The organism is Streptomyces sp. (assembly GCF_035563135.1).
In the GTDB taxonomy this organism is placed as follows: Bacteria; Actinomycetota; Actinomycetes; order Streptomycetales; family Streptomycetaceae; genus Streptomyces.
Genome location: NZ_DATMVN010000498.1, coordinates 1 through 14,983 on the forward strand (window position 1 = coordinate 1; position 14,983 = coordinate 14,983).

Sequence of the window (14,983 nt, forward strand, 5' to 3'; positions counted from 1 at the left end):
TGGACGAGCGCCTCCACAACCAGATCTGGGGCATGTTCGAGGACCTCGCCCGCGCCGTCGCCGCATACCGCAGCGCGGTCGACTTCGCCGGATCCCGGATGGACCAGGAACTCGACCGCGCCCTTTCCGACCCGCGCAGCCGCATCGGCGGCACGGGCGCCCGCGCCCGCGAGGAAGCCCGGGCCAAGCGCGACGAACTCACCGGCCGGGCACGCGAGGCGCTCGAACGTGATCTCGGACAGCTCGCCGCCGAGCTGGCCGTCGTCGAACCGGCCCTCCCCGCCGCGTACGCGGGCTGGGACAACCCCGTCTGGCACGGCTACCGCGTCCCGACGGAGATTGCGATGGCCCTGCGCGTCGGCGACCTCCACCTGCCCGAGGACGACGGCCTGCGGATCCCGCTGCTGGTGCGGCTGCCCCTGGAACGCGGAATCTGGATCGACAGCGGACGTACGGCATCCGAGGCTGCCGCCGCGACGGCCGGCGACGAGCTGCGCAGGCCGGCCATGGAGACCGCGGTCGCCCTGGCCGCGCGGCTGCTCGCCGTCCACCCGGCCGGCGAATTCTCCGTACACGTCATCGACCCGGCCGGTTCCGCCGCCGGACCCCTCTCGCCCCTGGTGGGCGCCGGAGTTCTCGCCGGGCCGCCCGCGACCGGGGCGGCGGGTGTGTCCACGGTCCTCGCCCGCCTCACCCGGCGCGTCGATCTCGTGCAGATGGCCATCAGGGCCGGCGCCTCGGACGCGCTGCCCCCGGACCTCGACACGGGGGAGCAGCTGCTGATCGTCAACGACTTCCCGCACGGCTTCGACGACAGGGCCGTCACCCAGCTGCGTTATCTGGCCGACGAGGGACCCTCGGTGGGCGTGCACCTGCTGATGGTGGCCGACCGCGAGGACGCCCGGGCCTACGGCCCGGTGCTCGACCCCCTGTGGCGGTCGTTGCTGAGGATCACCCCCGTGGCCGATGACCACCTCGCCGACCCCTGGGTGGGCCATGCGTGGACGTACGAACCGCTTGGGGTGCCGGAGGGCAGCCGGGTCCTGGAACAGGTACTCGCCCTGGTGGCCGCGGCGCGGCGACTGCCGCTGACGGAGTGACAGCCGGTCGGATGGCTCCGAAAGCCACCTGACCTGGCTCTTTGATCACGCCTTGGTCCAGGCTTTACCGTTTCTTGGTGCTTCATGTACTGTTCTTGGTGCGGAGGGGAGTACTCCCGATCGCGGCGTTCCCGTCAGTACGGACTGTGACCGGTCCCGGGGCGTCGGCCCGGCGCGCATCCCGCGCTCCCGGGTGGAAGAGACCTCCGGCAGCGACGACGCTGATCCATAGCCCGTAGCAAACTGCCGGAGGCGCAGTGGACGTTTCATGGACCCTCTGGGCGCTGACCATTTTCGGTCTGTGCGCCCTCATCGCCGTCGACTTCTTCATCGGGCGCAAGCCCCATGACGTGTCGACCAAGGAAGCCGGAATCTGGACCGTCGTCTGGATCGCCCTGGCCGCCCTCTTCGGACTGGGCCTGCTGGTCTTCGGTGAGAGCCAGGCCTCGGGCGAATTCTTCGCCGGCTTCATCACCGAGAAGTCGCTCAGCGTCGACAACCTCTTCGTCTTCGTCCTGATCATGGCGAAGTTCTCGGTGCCCTCCCACCTGCAGCAGCGGGTACTGCTCATCGGTGTGCTGATCGCACTGGTGCTGCGTGCGATCTTCATCGCCGCCGGTGCCGCGGTCATCGCCAACTTCTCGTGGGTCTTCTACATCTTCGGCGCGTTCCTGATCTACACCGCCTGGAAGCTGATCCAGGAGGCGCGTTCCGACGACGAGGAGGACGAGTTCGAGGAGAACCGTCTCCTGAAGTCGATCGAGCACCGCTTCGGTGTCGCCGACAAGTACCACGGGACGAAGCTCTTCATCCGGAACAACGGCAAGCGCATCATGACCCCCCTGATGGTGGTCATGCTCGCCATCGGCACCACCGATGTGCTGTTCGCGCTGGACTCCATCCCGGCGATCTTCGGCCTGACCCAGGACCCGTACATCGTCTTCACCGCCAACGCCTTCGCTCTGATGGGCCTGCGTCAGCTGTACTTCCTCATCGGTGGTCTGCTGAAGAAGCTGGTGCACCTCAGCTACGGGCTCTCGGTGATCCTCGGCTTCATCGGCGTCAAGCTGGTGCTGCACGCCCTGCACGAGTCCGGGGTGCACGTCCCGGAGATCTCCATCCCGTTCTCCCTCTCCGTCATCTGCGGCGTCCTGGTGATCACCACGATCACCAGCCTGATCGCCTCCAGGAAGCAGGAAGCGGCGGAGAAGGGCGTGGAGAAGGACGACAGCGAGAACGTCGGCGTGGAGAAGTAGCGCCGCACGGACACACCGACGGCCGGGCCCCGAGGGGGTCCGGCCGTCGGGCGTTCAGCCGTTCACCAGCCGCGTTCGCGCCACTGGGGCAGGTGCGGGCGCTCGGCGCCGAGCGTGGTGTCGTGACCGTGGCCGGGATAGACCCACGTCTCGTCCGGCAGGCGGTCGAAGAGCTTGGTCTCCACATCGTGGAGCAGGCTCGCGAAGGCCTCGGGGTCCTTGCGCGTATTGCCCAGTCCGCCCGGGAAGAGGCAGTCCCCGGTGAACACGTGCGGCGCCCCGTGCGGGTCGTCGTAGACCAGTGCGATGGATCCGGGGGTGTGGCCGGCCAGATGCCTGGCGGTCAGGGAGACCCGGCCCACCCGGATCGTGCCGCCGTCCTCGACGAGCTCGTCGGTCGGGACCGGGATGCCCTCGGCGTCGTATCTCCCGGCGTACGTCCGCGCTCCGGTGGCCGCCACCACCTCCCCGAGCGCCTGCCAGTGGTCGCCGTGCCGGTGCGTCGTGACGACGGACGCGATGCCGTCCTCCCCGATCAGCCGCAGCAGCGTCCCGGCCTCGTCGGCCGCGTCGATCAGGAGCTGCTCGCCGGTGGCCCGGCAGCGCAGCAGATAAGCGTTGTTGTCCATCGGTCCGACGGCGACCTTGGAGATCATCAGATCCGTCAGCTCGTGCACATGTGCAGGTCCGCCGACCTTGACCGCTCCGCTGTACGTCATGTGACGCAGCCTATAGCGGGGGCAGCGGGGGAAGGCTGCCGCCCGTCACGGTCAGTGCGGAACCGTCACGGCGCCCGCAGAGCCAGCCGAGGATGCCGGGGGCCGTCCCCCGGACGGTGACCGCGGCGCCCTCCGCCCCGCCGCCCGTGGTCCACAGCCGGCCGTCCTCGGTGACCGCCGTCGTGGGGACGACACCGGGATGCCCGGCGAACCGCTCGGCCAGGAAGTCGTTCTCCCGGATCACGAACTCCTCCGGCAGGTCCTCCAGGCCGTATCCCACCCCCAGGTCGACGTGGTGCAGCTCGACCTCGGCCCAGCGGCGGAAGGGGATCCGGGAGGCCGAGTCCGTCACGCCGTTGCGCAGCGTGACGGTACGTGACCAGTCGGTCGGCGCTTCGGCGGCGGCCAGGAAGGCCGCTCCGCTCGCCCGCAGGTCAGCGAGCTGCCCGGCCAGGGGGCGGGACGCACCACGTTCGATGTCGGCGTCCCGGGTTTCGCTGTTCGCGTACATCGGGCGCCCCTGGAGAACATTTACGAGGGCGTCGGCGTTACGTGACAGGTGGGCAAGAACATGGCCGCGGCTCCAGCCCGGCAGAAGCGACGGCTCGGCAACGGCGCCGTCGTCCATCGTGCCCGTGGCACTGAGCAGCCGATCGGTCGCTTCACGTACAGCTTCCAGGTCGCGCGCATGATCAGTCATGAGCCGAGCGTAGACCCCGCCACTCGTTCGGGTGATGGAGTCTTCGGTCGACCTTAAATCGAATGCGCGTGCTATACGCTCGATGTCGAAAGCTTCGTACATCGCTGTGGCGCCCCCCATACCCTGGGCCCGGGGCTCAGTTCCCCCATTTCTCTCCAGAAAGGTGCGGACCGGCGTGGCCGACCGTCTCATCGTCCGTGGCGCGCGCGAGCACAACCTGAAGAACGTCTCGCTCGATCTCCCCCGTGACTCCCTCATCGTCTTCACCGGGCTCTCCGGATCGGGCAAGTCCTCGCTCGCGTTCGACACGATCTTCGCCGAGGGGCAGCGGCGCTATGTGGAGTCGCTCTCCTCGTACGCCCGGCAGTTCCTCGGCCAGATGGACAAGCCGGACGTGGACTTCATCGAAGGCCTCTCGCCCGCCGTCTCCATCGACCAGAAGTCGACCTCGCGCAATCCGCGCTCCACGGTCGGCACCATCACCGAGGTCTACGACTACCTCCGGCTGCTCTTCGCCAGGATCGGCAAGCCGCACTGTCCCGAGTGCGCCAGGCCCATCGCGCGCCAGTCGCCGCAGGCCATCGTCGACAAGGTGCTCGGTCTGCCCGAGGGCAGCCGCTTCCAGGTCCTCTCCCCGCTGGTGCGCGAGCGCAAGGGGGAGTTCGTCGACCTCTTCGCCGACCTCCAGACCAAGGGCTACAGCAGGGCCCGGGTCGACGGCGAGACGATCCAGCTGTCCGAGCCGCCCCAGCTGAAGAAGCAGGAGAAGCACACCGTCGAGGTGGTCATCGACCGCCTCACGGTGAAGGACAGCGCCAAGCGCCGGCTGACCGACTCCGTCGAGACGGCGCTGGGCCTCTCCGGCGGCATGGTCGTGCTCGACTTCGTCGACCTGGAGGCGGACGACCCCGAGCGTGAGCGGATGTACTCCGAGCACCTCTACTGCCCGTACGACGACCTGTCCTTCGAGGAGCTGGAGCCCCGCTCCTTCTCCTTCAACTCCCCCTTCGGCGCCTGCCCGGACTGCACGGGCATCGGGACGCGGATGGAGGTCGACCCGGACCTGATCGTCCCGGACGAGGACAAGTCCCTGGACGAGGGTGCGATCCACCCCTGGTCGCACGGCCACACCAAGGAGTACTTCGGGCGCCAGATCACCGCGCTGTCCGACGCCCTCGGCTTCCGCACGGACATCCCCTGGGCCGGGCTGCCGCAGCGCGCCAAGAAGGCCCTGCTCCACGGCCACAAGATCCAGACCGAGGTCCGCTACCGCAACAGGTACGGGCGCGAGCGCGCCTACACCACCCCCCGCTTCGAGGGCGCGGTCCAGTACGTCAAGCGGCGTCACTCCGAGGCCGAGAGCGACTCCAGCCGGGAGCGCTTCGAGGGCTACATGCGCGAGGTCGCCTGCCCCACCTGTGAGGGGACCAGGCTCAAGCCCCTGGTCCTCGCGGTGACGGTCATGGAGAGGTCCATCGCCGAGGTCGCCGCGATGTCCATCAGCGAGTGCGCCGAATTCCTCGGCCGCCTCAAGCTGAACGCCCGCGACAAGAAGATCGCCGAGCGGGTCCTCAAGGAGGTCAACGAGCGGCTGAAGTTCCTCGTCGACGTGGGCCTCGACTACCTCTCGCTGAACCGTGCCGCAGGCACGCTGTCCGGCGGTGAGGCCCAGCGCATCCGGCTCGCGACCCAGATCGGCTCCGGACTCGTCGGCGTGCTGTACGTGCTGGACGAGCCGTCCATCGGCCTGCACCAGCGGGACAACCACCGGCTGATCGAGACCCTGGTCCGGCTCCGGGACATGGGCAACACGCTCATCGTCGTCGAGCACGACGAGGACACCATCAAGGTCGCCGACTGGGTCGTCGACATCGGCCCCGGCGCGGGTGAGCACGGAGGCAAGGTCGTCCACTCCGGTTCGCTCAAGGAGCTGCTGGCCAACAAGGAGTCGATCACCGGTCAGTACCTCTCGGGCAAGAGGGCGATCGAGCTGCCGGACGTCCGGCGCCCCGTCGACCCGGAGCGCCGGCTCACGGTGCACGGCGCCCGGGAGAACAACCTCCAGGACATCGACGTCTCCTTCCCGCTCGGCGTGCTCACAGCCGTCACCGGTGTCTCCGGTTCGGGCAAGTCGACCCTGGTCAACGACATCCTCTACACCCACCTGGCGCGCGAGCTCAACGGTGCGAAGTCGGTCCCGGGGCGGCACACCAGGGTCGACGGCGACGACCTCGTCGACAAGGTCGTGCACGTCGACCAGTCGCCGATCGGCCGTACGCCCCGGTCCAACCCGGCCACGTACACCGGAGTCTTCGACCACGTCCGCAGGCTGTTCGCGGAGACGATGGAGGCGAAGGTGCGCGGCTACCTGCCGGGCCGCTTCTCCTTCAACGTCAAGGGCGGCCGCTGCGAGAACTGCTCCGGCGACGGCACGATCAAGATCGAGATGAACTTCCTGCCCGACGTGTACGTCCCGTGCGAGGTCTGCCACGGTGCGCGCTACAACCGGGAGACGCTGGAGGTCCACTACAAGGGCAAGTCCATCGCCGAGGTGCTGGACATGCCGATCGAGGAGGGCCTGGAGTTCTTCGAGGCCGTCCCGACGATCGCCCGTCACCTGCGCACGCTCAACGAGGTGGGTCTCGGATACGTCAGGCTCGGCCAGTCCGCTCCGACGCTCTCCGGTGGTGAGGCGCAGCGGGTGAAGCTGGCGAGCGAGCTGCAGAAGCGCTCCACCGGCCGCACGGTCTACGTCCTGGACGAGCCGACGACCGGACTGCACTTCGAGGACATCAGCAAGCTCATCTCGGTGCTGTCCGGCCTGGTCGACAAGGGCAACACGGTGATCGTCATCGAGCACAACCTCGATGTCATCAAGACCGCCGACTGGGTCGTCGACATGGGCCCCGAGGGCGGCAGCGGCGGCGGTCTGGTCGTCGCCGAGGGCACCCCGGAGCAGATCGCCTCGGTGCCGGCCAGCCACACCGGGAAGTTCCTCCAGGAGGTCCTGGGGGCGGAACGGATCGGTGAGGCCGCGGCGTCCCCCGCCCGCAAGGCCCGTAAGGCGCCCGCGAAGAAGGCCGTCGCCGCAAAGGCGTCCACGGCCCGCAGGACGGCCACGGCCAGGACGGGCGGGAAGGCGGCGGCCGAGCAGCCCGCGCCGAAGAAGGCCGCCCGCGCGCGGAAGGCCTGACGCCGGCCGCAAGGCCTGTCACCGGGCGTAAGGCCTGACACCGGGCGTAAGACCTGACACCGTCCGGACGGGGCGGCACCCTGCACGAGGGTGCCGCCCCGTCCGGCGTCCGGGGCCTTCCCGGCGGCGGTCCGCCCGCCGTCCCGCGCGCTCTCCGGGGCCGGTCGAAGCGCCGGGGTTCTCCGCCGGTATCGTCGGGTCTGTCGCCCATGCCATCAGATGCGGCCCGTGCCCGGAGTCCGCGGCACCCGGCGCCCCGGACGGTGACGGCGGCTCTCTGTCCCCCCGACCAGTGGAGACCGCATGTCCGGCCTGCCCGCCGCCCGCCGTACCGTACTGAAGGGCGCCGCTCTCGCCGGTGCCGCCGGGCTGGGAGCGGCAGCCTGTTCGACCGAATCGAAGCTCGGCCACGCGCAGACGCCCACGCCCACCGCCCCGGTGGAACTCGGTGCCGCGGACGAGGTCCCGGTCGGCGGGGCCAAGCTCTACCGCGAGCAGCGGGTGGTCGTGAGCTGCCCGGCCGCCGGCCAGTACAAGGCCTTCAGCGCGCAGTGCACCCACGCGGGCTGCCTCCTGGACAAGGTCGAGGGCAACGAGGGCAACTGCCCCTGCCACGGCAGCCGCTTCGACATGACCACGGGGAAGGCGCTGCAGGGCCCGGCCACGGTGCCGCTGCCCGCCGTCCCGGTGAAGGTCGAGGGCGGAAAGCTCGTCGCGGGTCCCGGGGCCTGACCGGCCCGGCTGCTCGTCGCGGGTCCCGGGGCCTGACCGGCCCGGCTACTCGTCGCGGGTCCCGGGGCCTGACCGGCCCGGCTGCTCGTCGCAGCCCTGGAGGCCCCCGGAAATGCCGGTCTGTCACTGCCCGCCAGTAGGGTGTGGGACATGGCAGACCCCTCCAGCTACCGCCCCAAGCCGGGACAGATCCCCGACTCCCCGGGGGTCTACAAATTCCGCGACGAGCACCGCCGGGTGATCTACGTCGGGAAGGCCAAGAACCTGCGCCAGCGCCTGGCCAACTACTTCCAGGACCTGGCCGGCCTGCACCCGCGCACCCGCACCATGGTCACCACGGCCGCCTCCGTGGAGTGGACCGTGGTCTCCACCGAGGTCGAGGCGCTTCAGCTGGAGTACTCCTGGATCAAGGAGTACGACCCCCGGTTCAACGTCAAGTACCGCGACGACAAGAGCTACCCCTACCTCGCGGTCACGCTCAACGAGGAGTTCCCGCGCGTCCAGGTCATGCGTGGCGCCAAGAAGAAGGGCGTGCGCTACTTCGGCCCCTACGGGCACGCCTGGGCGATCCGCGAGACCGTCGACCTGATGCTCCGGGTCTTCCCCGTGCGCACCTGCTCCGCGGGTGTCTTCAAGAACGCCGAGCGGACCGGCCGCCCCTGCCTCCTCGGATACATCGGCAAGTGCTCCGCCCCGTGCGTCGGACGGCTCAGCCCCGAGGAGCACCGGGACCTGGCCGAGGAGTTCTGCGACTTCATGGCGGGCCGCACCGGGACGTACATCCGCCGCCTGGAGAAGGACATGGCGCAGGCGGCCGAAGAGATGGAGTACGAGCGGGCGGCCCGGCTGCGCGACGACGTGGGGGCGCTCAAGCGGGCCATGGAGAAGAGCGCCGTCGTCCTCGCCGACGCCACCGACGCCGACCTGATCGCCGTGGCCGAGGACGAGCTGGAGGCCGCGGTCCAGATCTTCCACGTCCGCGGCGGGCGGGTGCGCGGCCAGCGCGGCTGGGTCACCGACAAGGTCGAGGCCGTCGACACGGCGGGCCTGGTGGAACACGCGCTCCAGCAGCTGTACGGGGAGGAGACGGGTGACTCCGTCCCCAAGGAGGTACTGGTCCCGGCTCTCCCCGAGGACCCCGAGGCCGTCTCCCAGTGGCTCGCGGGCCGCAGAGGGTCGCAGGTCAGCCTGCGGATCCCCCAGCGGGGCGACAAGAAGGACCTGATGACCACGGTCCAGCGGAACGCCCAGCAGGCGCTGGGGCTGCACAAGACCAAGCGTGCCTCCGACCTCACGACCCGCTCACGCGCCCTGGAGGAGATCGCCGAGGCGCTCGGCCTCGACACCGCTCCGCTGCGCGTCGAATGCTTCGACATCTCGCACCTCCAGGGTGAGGACGTGGTCGCGTCCATGGTGGTCTTCGAGGACGGCCTCGCCCGCAAGAGCGAATACCGCCGCTTCCAGATCAAGGGCTTCGAGGGCCAGGACGACGTCCGGTCGATGCACGAGGTCATCGGCCGCCGCTTCAAGCGCTACCTCCAGGAGAAGGAGCGGACGGGGGAGTGGGAGGAGGCCCCGGCGCCGACAGGCCCCGTCCCCGCCCCCGCCGGACTCGTGGCCCCCGCCCCTGCGGGCCCCGCACCGGACGGGCCCGCGTCCGCACCGGACGACCTCGGGCACCATGCGGCGGCGACCGGGGCGCCCGTCCCGCCGGACACCGCCCCGGCCCGGGAGGAGCCCCGTGAGGACGACGGCCGCCCCAGGCGCTTCGCCTACCCGCCGCAGCTCGTGGTCGTCGACGGAGGACAGCCGCAGGTCGCCGCCGCCAAGCGGGCCCTGGACGAGCTGGGCATCGACGACATCGCCGTCTGCGGGCTCGCGAAGCGCCTCGAAGAGGTCTGGCTGCCCGATGACGACGACCCGGTGGTCCTGCCCCGCTCCAGCGAGGGCCTCTACCTCCTCCAGCGCATCCGGGACGAGGCCCACCGCTTCGCCATCACCTACCAGCGGGCCAAGCGGGCCAAGCGCATCCGCAGCAGCCCCCTGGACGACGTGCCGGGCCTCGGCAAGACCCGCAAGCAGGCATTGATCAAGCATTTCGGTTCCGTCAAGAAGCTCCGGCAGGCGACAATCGAAGAGATCTGCGAGGTGCCGGGGATAGGGCGCAGGACCGCGGAATCGGTGGCCGTCGCCTTCGCCGCGGCCGCCCCGGCCGCGCCCGCCGTGAACACCGCCACTGGAGAGATCATCGAAGAGGACGACGGGGGCAGCAGGACATGACCGAGCACGCGCACGAACACCAGGACGAACGCGGCCGAGCAGACGGAGCAGGACACGTGAGTACGGGAAGCACCACGGAGAAGGCCGAGGCCGCCATGCCCGCCATCCCCGAGCTGGTGATCATCTCCGGAATGTCGGGCGCCGGGCGCAGCACCGCCGCCAAGTGTCTGGAGGACCTCGGCTGGTTCGTCGTCGACAACCTGCCGCCCGCGCTGATCCCCACGATGGTGGAGCTCGGCGCCCGGTCCCAGGGCAACGTGGCCCGTATCGCCGTGGTCGTCGACGTACGGGGCCGCCGCTTCTTCGACAACCTCCGGGAGTCCCTCGCGGACCTGGAGGCCAAGCACGTCACCCGGCGGATCGTCTTCCTGGAGTCCTCCGACGACGCCCTCGTACGCCGCTTCGAATCGGTCCGCCGTCCGCACCCGCTCCAGGGCGACGGCCGCATCGTCGACGGGATCGCGGCCGAGCGCGACCTGCTGCGTGAGCTGCGCGGCGACGCCGACCTCGTCATCGACACCTCCAGCCTCAACGTGCACGAGCTGCGGGCCAAGATGGACGCGCAGTTCGCCGGCGACGAGGAGCCGGAGCTCCGGGCGACGGTGATGTCGTTCGGCTTCAAGTACGGACTGCCGGTCGACGCCGACCTGGTCGTCGACTGCCGCTTCCTGCCCAATCCGCACTGGGTCCCGGAGCTCCGCCCCTTCACCGGGCTCAACGAGGAGGTGTCCGGCTACGTGTTCGACCAGCCGGGCGCCAAGGAATTCCTCAACCAGTACACGGAGCTGCTGCAGCTCATCGCCGCCGGGTACCGCCGCGAGGGCAAGCGTTACGTGACCATCGCTGTCGGATGCACGGGCGGCAAGCACCGGTCCGTCGCCATGTCGGAGAAGCTGGCCGCCCGGCTGGCCACCGAGGGGATCGAGACCGTCCTCGTCCACCGGGACATGGGGCGAGAGTGACCAACCGCCATCTGCGCCAGCGCCGGCTGAGCAGGGCCACGGCCGCGCTCTCCGGCCGGAAGCGCGCCGCACAGCCCAAGGTCGTCGCCCTCGGCGGCGGCATGGGCCTGTCGGCCTCGCTCACGGCGCTCCGCCGGATCACCGGCGACCTCACGGCCGTGGTGACCGTCGCCGACGACGGCGGTTCCAGCGGCCGGCTCCGTGAGGAGCTCGGCGTCCTCCCGCCGGGCGACCTGCGCAAGGCGCTCGCCGCGCTCTGCGGGGACGACGAATGGGGCCAGACCTGGGCCCAGGTCATCCAGCACCGCTTCGAGTCCAAGGGCGACCTGCACGAGCACGCGGTGGGCAATCTGCTCATCGTGGCCCTCTGGGAGCAGCTGGGCGACCATGTCCAGGCCCTCGACCTGGTCGGCAGGCTGCTCGGAGCGCACGGCAGGGTGCTGCCCATGTCCGCCGTGCCCCTGGAGCTCCAGGCACTCGTACGGGGCCACGACCCGGAGCGCCCCGAGGACACGGTCACCGTGCGCGGCCAGGCGACGGTGGCGCTGACCCCCGGTGAGGTGCAGTCCGTCCACGTCGTGCCGGCCGACCCGCCGGCGGTCCCCGAAGCGGTGGCCGCGGTGCTCGACGCCGACTGGGTGGTGCTCGGCCCCGGGTCCTGGTTCTCCTCCGTGATTCCGCATCTCCTGGTGCCCGAGCTGCTCGACGCACTGGTGACCACGAAGGCCCGTAAGGTCCTCTCGCTGAACCTCGCACCGCAGCCCGGTGAAACAGAAGGCTTCTCACCGCAGCGTCATTTGGAGGTTTTGGGACGACACGCCCCTAAACTCGCCATGGACGTGGTGCTGGCCGACGAGGCCGCCGTGTTCGACCGCGAGTCCCTCGCCGACGCCGCACAGCGGCTCGGAGCCGCGGTCGAGCTGGCCCCCGTGGCCTCACCCGACGGCGTTCCGATTCATGATCCGGAGCTGTTGGCCGCCGCGTACGACCGTATTTTTCGGATGCATGGAAGGATCGGCCCATGGCGATGACGCCAGCGGTGAAGGACGAAGTCTCCCGGCTTCCCGTGACCCGGACCTGCTGCAGAAAGGCGGAGGTCTCGGCGATTCTTCGGTTCGCGGGCGGGCTGCACCTGGTGAGCGGCCGGATCGTGATCGAGGCCGAACTGGACACGGCGATGGCCGCCCGCCGGCTCAAGCGGGACATCCTCGAAATCTTCGGGCACAGCTCGGAGCTGATCGTGATGGCTCCCGGCGGACTGCGCCGGGGCTCCCGCTACGTCGTACGGGTGGTGGCCGGCGGCGACCAGCTGGCGCGCCAGACCGGCCTGGTGGACGGCCGCGGCCGTCCCATCCGCGGCCTGCCCCCGCAGGTGGTCTCGGGGGCCACCTGCGACGCCGAGGCGGCCTGGCGTGGCGCCTTCCTGGCTCACGGCTCGCTCACCGAGCCGGGCAGGTCCTCCTCGCTGGAGGTGACCTGCCCCGGCCCGGAGGCCGCGCTCGCCCTGGTCGGTGCCGCCCGCAGGCTGTCCATCGCGGCCAAGGCCCGGGAGGTGCGCGGGGTCGACCGCGTCGTCGTCCGCGACGGTGACGCGATCGGCGCCCTGCTGACCCGTCTCGGCGCCCATGAGTCGGTGCTGGCCTGGGAGGAGCGCCGGATGCGGCGCGAGGTCCGCGCCACGGCCAACCGGCTCGCCAACTTCGACGACGCCAACCTCCGCCGCTCCGCCCGTGCCGCGGTCGCCGCGGGAGCCCGGGTGGGGCGCGCGCTGGAGATCCTGGGCGAGGAGGTGCCGGAGCACCTCGCGGCGGCCGGACGGCTGCGTATGGAGCACAAGCAGGCCTCCCTGGAGGAGCTGGGAGCGCTCGCCGACCCGCCGCTGACCAAGGACGCGGTCGCGGGCCGGATCAGGCGCCTGCTGGCCATGGCCGACAAGCGGGCCCAGGACCTCGGGATCCCGGGGACGGAATCGACCCTCAGCGAGGAACTGGCCGACGGCCTCGTGGGCTGAGAGCCGCTGGAGAGCCCAGCCGCCTTCCGCGCGCGGCCGGGCTCTTCCTCCGGCGCCCCGTCCGCGGGACCCCTCGCCGCCGGGCCCCGGAGGCGACGGAGCAGGGCATTTTCCGGCCGGGCCGGAGCCATTCCGAATGGGCGGAGAGCTTTTCCGGAATGCTTTTGAGTGCCGCCCCGCACAATTGAGCGGAGCGTACTTCCGCGTTTTCGCCGCCCCGGTGCCCCGAAAGCACGCAGGCGGCCCGGAATTTCATCGATTGAGTGCCGGGTCGCACGATTGAGCGCGCAACTTTCCAGGTTCCGCCGCCGCGCACTCCGGAAGTCCCGCGGCGGGCCTTTGCCGCCGCCGCCGGCGGTAGCCGCAAGCGCCACGGCCGGGTCCGTGCCGGTGACTCGCGGTGACCTCGCGCCGACGGCGCCCGGCGCCCGCCCTCCCGACGCAAGGCGACCGGCTCCCGCAGTCGTTGACGCTTGGTGACCGCATGACGGGCAAGGCTGTGTCCGTAGTCCCCCTCGGCCGGAATCCGGTGCTCCTACTCAGAAATAAGGACATCCCTCTCCGTGGTGGCGCTCTCGATGTCACTCCGGAGGCTTCGGAGAGGTAGGGTCGGAGGCGGTCGGGGACATCCCTATAAAACTCGCCGGCATCGAAACCGGCGTTCCTAACGAGGAGATCGGTTCGTGACGATCCGCGTAGGCATCAACGGCTTTGGCCGCATCGGTCGTAACTACTTCCGCGCGCTGCTGGAGCAGGGTGCGGACATCGAGATCGTGGCTGTCAACGACCTGGGTGACACTGCGACCACGGCTCACCTGCTGAAGTACGACACCATTCTGGGTCGTCTCAAGGCAGAGGTCAGCCACACCGCCGACACCATCACCGTCGACGGCCACACCATCAAGGTGCTCTCTGAGCGCAACCCGGCCGACATCCCCTGGGGTCAGCTGGGCGTCGACATCGTCATCGAGTCGACCGGCATCTTCACCAAGAAGGCCGACGCCGAGAAGCACATCGCCGGCGGCGCCAAGAAGGTCCTCATCTCGGCTCCGGCCAAGGACGAGGACATCACCATCGTGATGGGCGTCAACCAGGACAAGTACGACGCGGCGAACCACCACGTCATCTCCAACGCCTCCTGCACCACCAACTGCGTGGCGCCGATGGCCAAGGTCCTCGACGAGAACTTCGGCATCGTCAAGGGTCTGATGACGACGGTCCACGCGTACACGAACGACCAGCGCATCCTGGACTTCCCGCACTCGGACCTGCGTCGCGCCCGCGCCGCCGCCGAGAACATCATCCCGACCACGACGGGCGCCGCCAAGGCGACCGCCCTGGTCCTCCCGCAGCTCAAGGGCAAGCTCGACGGCATCGCGATGCGCGTCCCGGTCCCGACCGGTTCCGCCACCGACCTCGTCGTGACCCTGCAGCGCGAGGTCACCAAGGACGAGGTCAACGCCGCGTTCAAGAAGGCGTCCGACGACGGCGACCTCAAGGGCTTCCTGACCTACACCGAGGACCCGATCGTGTCCTCGGACATCGTCGGCGACCCGTCGTCCTGCACCTTCGACTCCTCCCTGACCATGGTCCAGGAGGGCAACTCGGTGAAGATCCTCGGCTGGTACGACAACGAGTGGGGTTACTCCAACCGCCTCGTCGACCTGACCGTCTTCGTCGGCGGCCAGCTCTGATCCTAGGATCGGCAGACATCCAGGTGTGATGTGAGGGGCTCGGACGGCGCGACGCGGCGCCGTTCGGGCCCCCTCGCATGCTCATCAGTCCTTCCAAGGAGTACGGGAACAGATGAAGACGATCGACGAACTTCTCGCCGAAGGGGTCGCGGGCAAGCGGGTATTCGTCCGCGCCGACCTCAATGTGCCGCTGGACGGCACCACGATCACCGACGACGGCCGCATCCGTGCGTCGGTGCCGACGATCCGCGCGCTGGCCGAGGCCGGCGCGCGGGTGGTCGTCGTCGCACACCTCGGCCGTCCGAAGGGCGAGCCCGACGAGAAGTACTCGCTGCG

General features: G+C 70.0%; 11 protein-coding genes and 1 pseudogene. 10 read left to right on the forward strand and 2 right to left on the reverse strand.

Going from position 1 to position 14,983, the window contains the following annotated elements; all coding sequences use genetic code 11:
* A pseudogene (locus tag VN520_RS21865) lies at positions 1–1,100 on the forward strand (export associated protein); the annotation flags it as partial.
* A 257-nt stretch (positions 1,101–1,357) separates the two neighbouring features.
* Positions 1,358–2,356: a TerC family protein gene (locus VN520_RS21870; RefSeq protein ID WP_325748633.1), complete on the forward strand. Its 999-nt coding sequence runs from the start codon at positions 1,358–1,360 to the stop codon at positions 2,354–2,356.
* Positions 2,357–2,418: 62 nt separating this feature from the next.
* On the opposite strand, the gene VN520_RS21875 is transcribed toward VN520_RS21870, so the two are convergent.
* Both VN520_RS21875 and VN520_RS21880 read right to left on the reverse strand, forming a co-directional pair.
* Positions 2,419–3,075: an MBL fold metallo-hydrolase gene (locus VN520_RS21875; RefSeq protein ID WP_325748634.1), complete on the reverse strand. Its 657-nt coding sequence runs from the start codon at positions 3,073–3,075 to the stop codon at positions 2,419–2,421.
* A 10-nt stretch (positions 3,076–3,085) separates the two neighbouring features.
* Positions 3,086–3,775, reverse strand: a complete 690-nt coding sequence (locus VN520_RS21880) for a maleylpyruvate isomerase family mycothiol-dependent enzyme (protein ID WP_325748635.1) — start codon at positions 3,773–3,775, stop codon at positions 3,086–3,088.
* Positions 3,776–3,950: 175 nt separating this feature from the next.
* Between VN520_RS21880 and uvrA the strand changes: the two genes are divergently transcribed.
* The 8 genes from uvrA to pgk form a co-directional block, all read left to right on the forward strand.
* Complete coding sequence (uvrA, locus tag VN520_RS21885; protein WP_325748636.1) at positions 3,951–6,968, forward strand: excinuclease ABC subunit UvrA; 3,018 nt, start codon at positions 3,951–3,953, stop codon at positions 6,966–6,968.
* Positions 6,969–7,271: 303 nt separating this feature from the next.
* A complete protein-coding gene (locus VN520_RS21890) occupies positions 7,272–7,700 on the forward strand; it encodes a Rieske (2Fe-2S) protein (protein ID WP_325748637.1) in 429 nt (142 codons plus the stop codon).
* A gap of 150 nt (positions 7,701–7,850) precedes the next feature.
* Positions 7,851–9,980 carry an excinuclease ABC subunit UvrC gene (gene uvrC / locus VN520_RS21895; protein ID WP_325748638.1) on the forward strand — a complete coding sequence of 710 codons (2,130 nt, stop codon included), beginning with the start codon at positions 7,851–7,853 and terminating at the stop codon, positions 9,978–9,980.
* A 56-nt stretch (positions 9,981–10,036) separates the two neighbouring features.
* Positions 10,037–10,942: an RNase adapter RapZ gene (rapZ, locus tag VN520_RS21900; protein ID WP_325748639.1), complete on the forward strand. Its 906-nt coding sequence runs from the start codon at positions 10,037–10,039 to the stop codon at positions 10,940–10,942.
* Positions 10,939–11,973, forward strand: a complete 1,035-nt coding sequence (locus VN520_RS21905) for a uridine diphosphate-N-acetylglucosamine-binding protein YvcK (RefSeq protein WP_325748640.1) — start codon at positions 10,939–10,941, stop codon at positions 11,971–11,973. Before rapZ ends, VN520_RS21905 begins: the two co-directional genes overlap by 4 nt.
* The gene (gene whiA / locus VN520_RS21910) at positions 11,964–12,953 is read left to right on the forward strand and encodes a DNA-binding protein WhiA (RefSeq protein ID WP_018104603.1); all 990 of its coding nucleotides are present in this window, start codon (positions 11,964–11,966) and stop codon (positions 12,951–12,953) included. The genes VN520_RS21905 and whiA overlap by 10 nt, the downstream gene beginning before the upstream one ends.
* 683 nt (positions 12,954–13,636) lie before the next feature.
* Positions 13,637–14,647 (forward strand): type I glyceraldehyde-3-phosphate dehydrogenase, encoded by a 1,011-nt coding sequence (gene gap / locus VN520_RS21915; protein WP_104789935.1) that lies wholly within the window; start codon positions 13,637–13,639, stop codon positions 14,645–14,647.
* A gap of 112 nt (positions 14,648–14,759) precedes the next feature.
* On the forward strand, positions 14,760–14,983 hold a 224-nt coding region (gene pgk, locus VN520_RS21920), incomplete at its 3' end, for a phosphoglycerate kinase (protein WP_325748641.1).

What these genes read in the sequence shown, in the direction of transcription:
- VN520_RS21875 (WP_325748634.1), bottom strand. Translation starts at nt 3,075, where the DNA reads ATGACGTACAGCGGAGCGGTCAAGGTCGGCGGACCTGCACATGTGCAC.
- VN520_RS21880 (WP_325748635.1), bottom strand. Translation starts at nt 3,775, where the DNA reads ATGACTGATCATGCGCGCGACCTGGAAGCTGTACGTGAAGCGACCGAT.
- VN520_RS21890 (WP_325748637.1), top strand. Translation starts at nt 7,272, where the DNA reads ATGTCCGGCCTGCCCGCCGCCCGCCGTACCGTACTGAAGGGCGCCGCT.
- uvrC (WP_325748638.1), top strand. Translation starts at nt 7,851, where the DNA reads ATGGCAGACCCCTCCAGCTACCGCCCCAAGCCGGGACAGATCCCCGAC.
- whiA (WP_018104603.1), top strand. Translation starts at nt 11,964, where the DNA reads ATGGCGATGACGCCAGCGGTGAAGGACGAAGTCTCCCGGCTTCCCGTG.